The organism is Gordonibacter pamelaeae 7-10-1-b, from assembly GCF_000210055.1.
Classification (GTDB): domain Bacteria; phylum Actinomycetota; class Coriobacteriia; order Coriobacteriales; family Eggerthellaceae; genus Gordonibacter; species Gordonibacter pamelaeae.
This window is the reverse complement of the sequence record NC_021021.1, coordinates 2,665,191-2,670,992: the sequence shown is the minus strand read 5'-3', so window position 1 is coordinate 2,670,992 and position 5,802 is coordinate 2,665,191. Positions and strand designations below refer to the sequence as shown.

Annotated in this window: 6 protein-coding genes; 3 read left to right on the top strand and 3 right to left on the bottom strand. The window is 66.4% G+C overall.

The genetic code is table 11. The features are described from left to right. Positions 1-78 precede the first annotated feature (78 nt). Positions 79-1,068, bottom strand: a complete 990-nt coding sequence (locus tag GPA_RS12390; RefSeq protein WP_156791029.1) for an acyl-CoA dehydratase activase-related protein — start codon at positions 1,066-1,068, stop codon at positions 79-81. A 240-nt stretch (positions 1,069-1,308) separates the two neighbouring features. Here GPA_RS12390 and GPA_RS12385 point away from each other — a divergent pair, with 240 nt between their 5' ends. Both GPA_RS12385 and GPA_RS12380 read left to right on the top strand, forming a co-directional pair. Further along, positions 1,309-2,244: a LysR family transcriptional regulator gene (locus tag GPA_RS12385; protein ID WP_049784150.1), complete on the top strand. Its 936-nt coding sequence runs from the start codon at positions 1,309-1,311 to the stop codon at positions 2,242-2,244. Positions 2,245-2,399: 155 nt separating this feature from the next. Then, positions 2,400-3,299 (top strand): LysR family transcriptional regulator, encoded by a 900-nt coding sequence (locus GPA_RS12380; protein WP_049784148.1) that lies wholly within the window; start codon positions 2,400-2,402, stop codon positions 3,297-3,299. An 87-nt stretch (positions 3,300-3,386) separates the two neighbouring features. On the opposite strand, the gene GPA_RS12375 is transcribed toward GPA_RS12380, so the two are convergent. Together GPA_RS12375 and GPA_RS19345 are read right to left on the bottom strand one after the other, a co-directional pair. After that, positions 3,387-4,091, bottom strand: a complete 705-nt coding sequence (locus tag GPA_RS12375) for an aquaporin (protein WP_049784286.1) — start codon at positions 4,089-4,091, stop codon at positions 3,387-3,389. A gap of 128 nt (positions 4,092-4,219) precedes the next feature. Continuing rightward, positions 4,220-4,369, bottom strand: a complete 150-nt coding sequence (locus GPA_RS19345; RefSeq protein WP_015540068.1) for a DUF5679 domain-containing protein — start codon at positions 4,367-4,369, stop codon at positions 4,220-4,222. Positions 4,370-4,525: 156 nt separating this feature from the next. Between GPA_RS19345 and GPA_RS12365 the strand changes: the two genes are divergently transcribed. Then, positions 4,526-5,802: DHA2 family efflux MFS transporter permease subunit (locus GPA_RS12365; protein ID WP_049784147.1), on the top strand; the 1,277-nt coding region annotated here is incomplete at its 3' end.

Below are 5,802 nucleotides of genomic sequence, written 5' to 3'. Positions count from 1 at the left end.
TCGTCCGAGCCGTCGGCCGGGCCCGCCTCCAGCGGGCCTCCGCCTGTCCCGCTCCCGCCTACGGCGCTTCCCTCGAGGTCAGCCATGCACGTAGCCCCCCTTCTTCTGGTAGCGCAGGATGTCCACGAAGCTCTCGATGCGGGTTTCCAGCCCGGCCGTGCCGCTCTGCGCGTCGATGGTGAGGTTCAAGATGGGCTTGCCCTGGATGCAGCGCATGATGGCGTCGTCGGCCATGGAATCGGGCCCGCAGGGGAACGCGCTCACCAGCACGATGCCGTCGATGCGCTCGTGCAGCAGCAGGATAGCCCCGATGAGCTCGCGATTCACCACCCAGGGCATGGTGGCCGAGAAGTCGAAGCTGGCCTTGAGCGCGCGCTCGTGGTCCGCTTCGTCCGCGTAGAGCACCGTGGCGCCCAGGCGCTCGAGCGGGTCGACCACGCTGCCGCCCAGGTAGGGGTCGTGCGCCAGGTAGGGGTGCGCCACCAGCAGGATGGCCAGCGGCCGCCCCGCGCCCTGCGTGGCCGCAAGCGAGGCCAGCAGCCTCTCCTGCGCCCCCGCCGCCGCGCGGTCGGCGCGCTCCTGGGCGTGCAGGGCCGACCTCCAGGCGCGCTTCGCCTCATGAGGGCTGGCACCGAAGCACCCGCCCAGCTCGAGGAATGCGTCGCGCAGCGACGAGCGTCCCTCCACGGCGTCTGCCAGGCATGAGGCCACGCGCACGCCGCGGTCGCGGAAGGTGTTCGCCACCAGGTCGGGCAGCGCCTGGAACTTCGTGCAGAACCCTTTGCGCCGCCCCAGGTTGCCCATGCTCGGCACGAAGAGCGCGTCGCAGGAATCCAGCAGGCTCTCGGCGTGCCCCAGGTAGGTCTTCGACGCCAGGCAGCACTCGTCCACGGACAGCGCCTCGCCCGCCTCCATGAGCGCGCGGTCCGTCGGTCGGCTCAGCACCACCTCGCGCCCCAGCTCGCCGAAGAACGTCTCCCACAGCGTGCCGTAGCGGTAGTACAGCAGCGCACGCGGGATGCCCACGCGCTGCACGTCGGCGCAGTCGCCCTGTTTGAGGATGCCCATGCGGCCCTTTCGCTCGCCCTCGATGATGGCTTCATGGTATCGCTTGGCAGCCGGGGCGCGCGTCGCCCTGCACGTTCGCCACAAACCTTCCAAGCGGCGGGTGCGCTGCGGGCAAGCGGCGGCCATCCTGCGCGTCGGCTCTGCAACCGCAAGGTTTCAAAAGAAGTTGAATGAGCCTCGCTGCATGAAAAGGTGACATTTGTCGCTGTAAAGTTCAAAGGATAGGGAAACGAGGAGCGTTTGGGGGCAAAGTCGTTGAATATCAAGCAGATCCGATACTTTGCCGCGGTCGTCGAGCACGGTAGCCTGTCCGCGGCGGCAAAGGGCCAGTACGTAACCGTGCAGGCCGTGTCGAAGGCCATCGCCGACCTCGAGCGCGAGCTGGGCCAGAGCCTGTTCGTGCGCGAGAGCCGCGGCGTGCATCCCACGCCGTTCGGCAAGGCGTTCTACCAGAAGGCCTTGCCGGTTCTGGATGATTTCGGCGAGCTGGAGGCGTTTGCCAAGCTTTACCATGAGAACGTCCTTCCCGATGCGCTGCGCCTCGCGCTGTGCTCGCCGGCGTTTTACGGCTACGAGCGGGCCTGCGCGAGCATAGCCCAGTTCGCGAACCGGGGCCTCGGCCTCGATTCGACCGTGGTGCTGGAAACCGGTACGCAAGGATTGTCCCTGTTGCGGGCGGGCGAGTACGATGCGCTCATCACCATCGGCACGCTCTCGACTCCCGATACCGACTGCGTGTCGGTTGGGGCGGTCGCCCCCGGGGTGGTCATGTCCAAGACGCATCCCCTGGCCGGTCAGGACGAGGTGAGCTTGGCCGATCTCTCGGGCTACCCCATTGCGGTGTCGCAGGAATTCGACAGCTTCAACGAGTCCATCGTCACGGTGTACCGCAGGCGCAAGGTGGATGCGACGTTCGTGCCGATCGTTCCGGAGAAGTTCGACGAGCATCTCGACGTCCATCGTGGCATGTGCCTCATGGTGCACATCCCGGCGCTGGGCGAGATGTACCCTGGTACGGTCATCAAGCCCCTGGCCTCCGGAGACGCCGTTGCCATTCCCCTCTGCCTGGTGAGCATGAAAGACCGCAAGTCCCCGGCTTATCTTGCCTTCGAACGTTGGATCGCCAGCGAGCTGATCGTCGTCGGAGGGGGAGGCATCCCCCCGCTTCCCCGATGAGGGAGCGCGCGATACCGTGTTCATATCCCGGTCAAGGTAAATCGTATCGCGACTTGAAAATATATTTGAAGGGCATTCATAACCGGCGGGCGGCAGGGAAGGCCGGGTACAATGGCACGCTGATACGCTCGTTCTCGGTTCGATAGGGTGCGTCGTTGAACATAAAGCAAATCACATACCTGGCCGCGGTCATCGAGCACGGTAGCCTGTCCGCGGCGGCCAAAGACCAGTACGTAACCGTGCAGACGGTGTCGAAGGCCATCGCCGACCTCGAGCGCGAGCTGGGTCGGCGCCTGTTCGTGCGCGAGAGCCGCGGCATGCGCCCCACGCCGTTCTGCCAGGAATTCGGCGAGAAGGCGCTTGGCGTGATCGCCGGGTTCGACAGCTTGGAGGCGTTCGCCCGGTCCTACGGCGAGCGCGGGGGCCTGCCCGATCGGCTTCGGCTTGCGCTGAACACGCCGGCCTTTCCTGGCAACGAGGTGGTGCGCGAGAACACGGCCTCGTTCTCGCGGGCCCGTCTCGGCATCGAGGTGACGTACGAGCTTGCCACGGGAGAGGCCGGATTCGAAGGACTTGCGGACGGCACGTACGATGCCCTCGTCACCGTAGGGGCGTTCCGCCATGGCGATGTGGAGTGCTTCCCCGTGGGCACCGTCCCAGCGGGCGTCATGATGGGGGCGCGGCATCCGCTCGCCCAGAAGGACGTCGTCAGCCTGGAAGACCTCGCACGGTACCCCATGGGCCTTTCAAGCTGGTTCGACGACGCGAACGAAACCATCGTCGAGCACTACCGCCAACAGGGGGCGCATTTGAATTTCGTCGAGCTGGCCCTAGCGGACGTTGTCCGGTTCCTTGGCGAGGGCGGCATCATCTTCACGACGGGCATTCCTGCGCTCGGCCGCGCCGATCCATCCCTGACGGTGCGCGTGCTGGCACCGAAAGATGCCGTGCCCGTGCCCATCTGCCTCGTCTGTCTCAAGGGCCGCGGTGCCATGATGCGGTCCGTGGTGGAGAAGCTGCGCCTGGGAGACGGCGGGCTCCCGTTCCTGAAGTAGCGCGCCGGAAAAAACGGCCCCTTTAGGGAGGAAAGCTCCCCTTCCGTCCCTGTGGAAGGGGAGCTTTCCTGCTTGCTGCCTGCGCCTTTACTTGCGCTTTTTCAACCCCATCCAGATGAGCGCGGCCAGCGCGGCGCCTGCGAGCGGGGCCGCGATGAACACCCACACCTGCGACAGGGCGGTGGCGTCGCCGGAGACGGCCATCATGAGGGCCGGGCCGAAGCTGCGCGCCGGGTTCACGGACGTGCCCGTCAGCGGAATGCCCATGATGTGCACGAACGCCAGCGTGAGGCCGATGATGATGCCGGCGTAGGGTGCCGTGCGCTCGTCGGCCGTCGAGCCCAGCACGCTGAGCACGAAGATGCAGGTGAGGATCACCTCGACGATCAGGGCGCCCACCAGGGATATCCCCACGGCCGATGCGGCCCCGTACCCGTCGCAGCCCAGGCCCGTGGCGGCCACGCCGCCCAGGTCGCACATGCTTATGACGAGCGCGAGCACGGCCGCGGCCACGATGCCGCCGACGAACTGCGCAACCCAGTAGCCCGCGAGGTCCTTGCCCGACAGGCGCTTGTCCAAGAACAGGCCGAACGACACGGCCGGGTTGATGTGGCACCCCGACACGTTGCCGATGACGAACGCCATGGCCACGATGGACAGGCCGAATGCCATGGCAATGCCGAGCGTGCCCAGCGTCGCGCCCGCCACGGCGGCGCTGCCGCAGCCGAACAGCGTGAGCACGAACGTGCCGAACGCCTCTGCGGCGTACTTCTTCATCGATGATGTTTCCATATTGAGGCTCCCCTTGTTTTCGATACGCGAATGCTTGCGCGGGCTCATGTGCTGCGCGGGCCCGCTCCTTCCTTGCCTGCGCGCTCCCGCGATGCGCGGTTGCTCGCGGGAGCGCCGGCTGCCCGCCGCTACTTCGTTTTGCCGATGCGGCAGATCGTGCTGCCGCACACGGGGCACGTGCCCTTCGTGATGGGCTTCCCGTTCTTCGTGGTGCTGGCCACGGGGTCCTTCATGACCTTCTTCTCCTTGCACTTCATGCAGTATGCCTCGACCGCCATGGGTGGTCTCCTCTCCTTGGATAACAGTTGGCGCTGTTATCGTCGTTTGACCGTAACCCCATGTCAATACAGTTAAAATGTAGTTGAAAGGCTTGACAGCGCACGTTGGCCGACCGTTCTTTGACACGCGGGCGCCAGCGGGCGTATGATCGGGGCATGCCGTTCGTCGAAAAACAGTTCAGCCCGAAGGTGGTGCTGGTCGCCATGTTGGTGGGCACCTTCGTGGCCTCGGTCAGCCAGAGCATGCTCACGAGCGCCCTTCCTGCCGTGATGCGCGAGTTCGGCGTAGATGCCACGCTGGGGCAGCTGCTCACCACGTCGTATATGTACACGTTGGGCATCGTGGCCGCGTTCTCGGCGTTCCTCATCACCCGCTGCAACGTGCGTCGGCTGTTTCTGGGCGCCCTCGCCCTGTTCGCGGCAGGTTGCGTGCTGGCGTACTATGCCACGACCTACCCCCTGCTGCTGGCGGCCCGGCTCATGCAGGCGTGCGGCACGGGCGTGCTCATGCCCCTCATCCAGGTGGTGGCGCTGGAGATCTACCCGAAAGACCAGTATGGGCAGGCGCTCGGCCTGGTGGGGCTCGTGTTCGGGTTCGCGCCGGTCGTGGGTCCCACGTTGTCGGGCATCATCACGGATGCGCTCGGCTGGCGCACCATCTTCCTGCTGCTGGGGCTGGTGGCCGTGGCATCGCTTCTGGCCTCGTCGCTCGTGGTGCGCGACGTGGGGAGGCACGAGCGCGTTGCGCTCGACGTGCCGTCCGTGCTGCTGTACACGTTCGGGCTGATCGTGTTCATGGTGGGGGTGACGGGCCTCGAGCAGTTCGGGTTCCTCGACGCGCGCGCCTTCGGCCCCACGCTCGCGGGTCTGGCCTTGGTGGCGGCGTTCGCCGTGCGGCAGGTGCGCCTGCGCAAGCCCTACCTGAAGCTGGCGCTTTTCGGCAACCGCGTGTTCCGCACGGGGGTGCTGCTGCTGGTGGTGGCGCAGATGGCCATGATGGCGTCGGCCCTGCAGGTTCCGCTCTACCTGCAGGAGATCCACGGGTTCACGGCCACGCAGTCGGGGCTCACGCTGCTGCCGGGCGCGCTGTGCATGCCGCTGCTGAACCCGGTGACGGGGCGCCTGTTCGACCGCTTCGGCGGCAAGCTCGTCGGCATCGTGGGCTTCTCGCTGCTCATTGCGGGCACGGCATCGTTCGTGTTCTTCTCGGATTCCACGCCCGTGGCGCTGGTGGCGGCCCTGTACCTGGTGCGCATGGTGGGCGTGGCGTTCATCCTCATGCCCATGACGGCGTACTGCATGACGGATCTGGGAGGGGACGACCTTCCCCAGGGCACCGCCATCGTGAACTCGCTGAGGCAGATCTGCGGGTCGCTGGGTTCGTCGGTCATGGTTGCCGTGGTGGCGCACGCGTCGGCGGGCGCGGCGGTGGT

Excerpts from the sequence above, each read along its gene's own strand:
- GPA_RS19345 (WP_015540068.1), bottom strand. The coding sequence starts at position 4,369 with ATGGCGGTCGAGGCATACTGCATGAAGTGCAAGGAGAAGAAGGTCATG.
- GPA_RS12375 (WP_049784286.1), bottom strand. The coding sequence starts at position 4,091 with ATGGAAACATCATCGATGAAGAAGTACGCCGCAGAGGCGTTCGGCACG.
- GPA_RS12390 (WP_156791029.1), bottom strand. The coding sequence starts at position 1,068 with ATGGGCATCCTCAAACAGGGCGACTGCGCCGACGTGCAGCGCGTGGGC.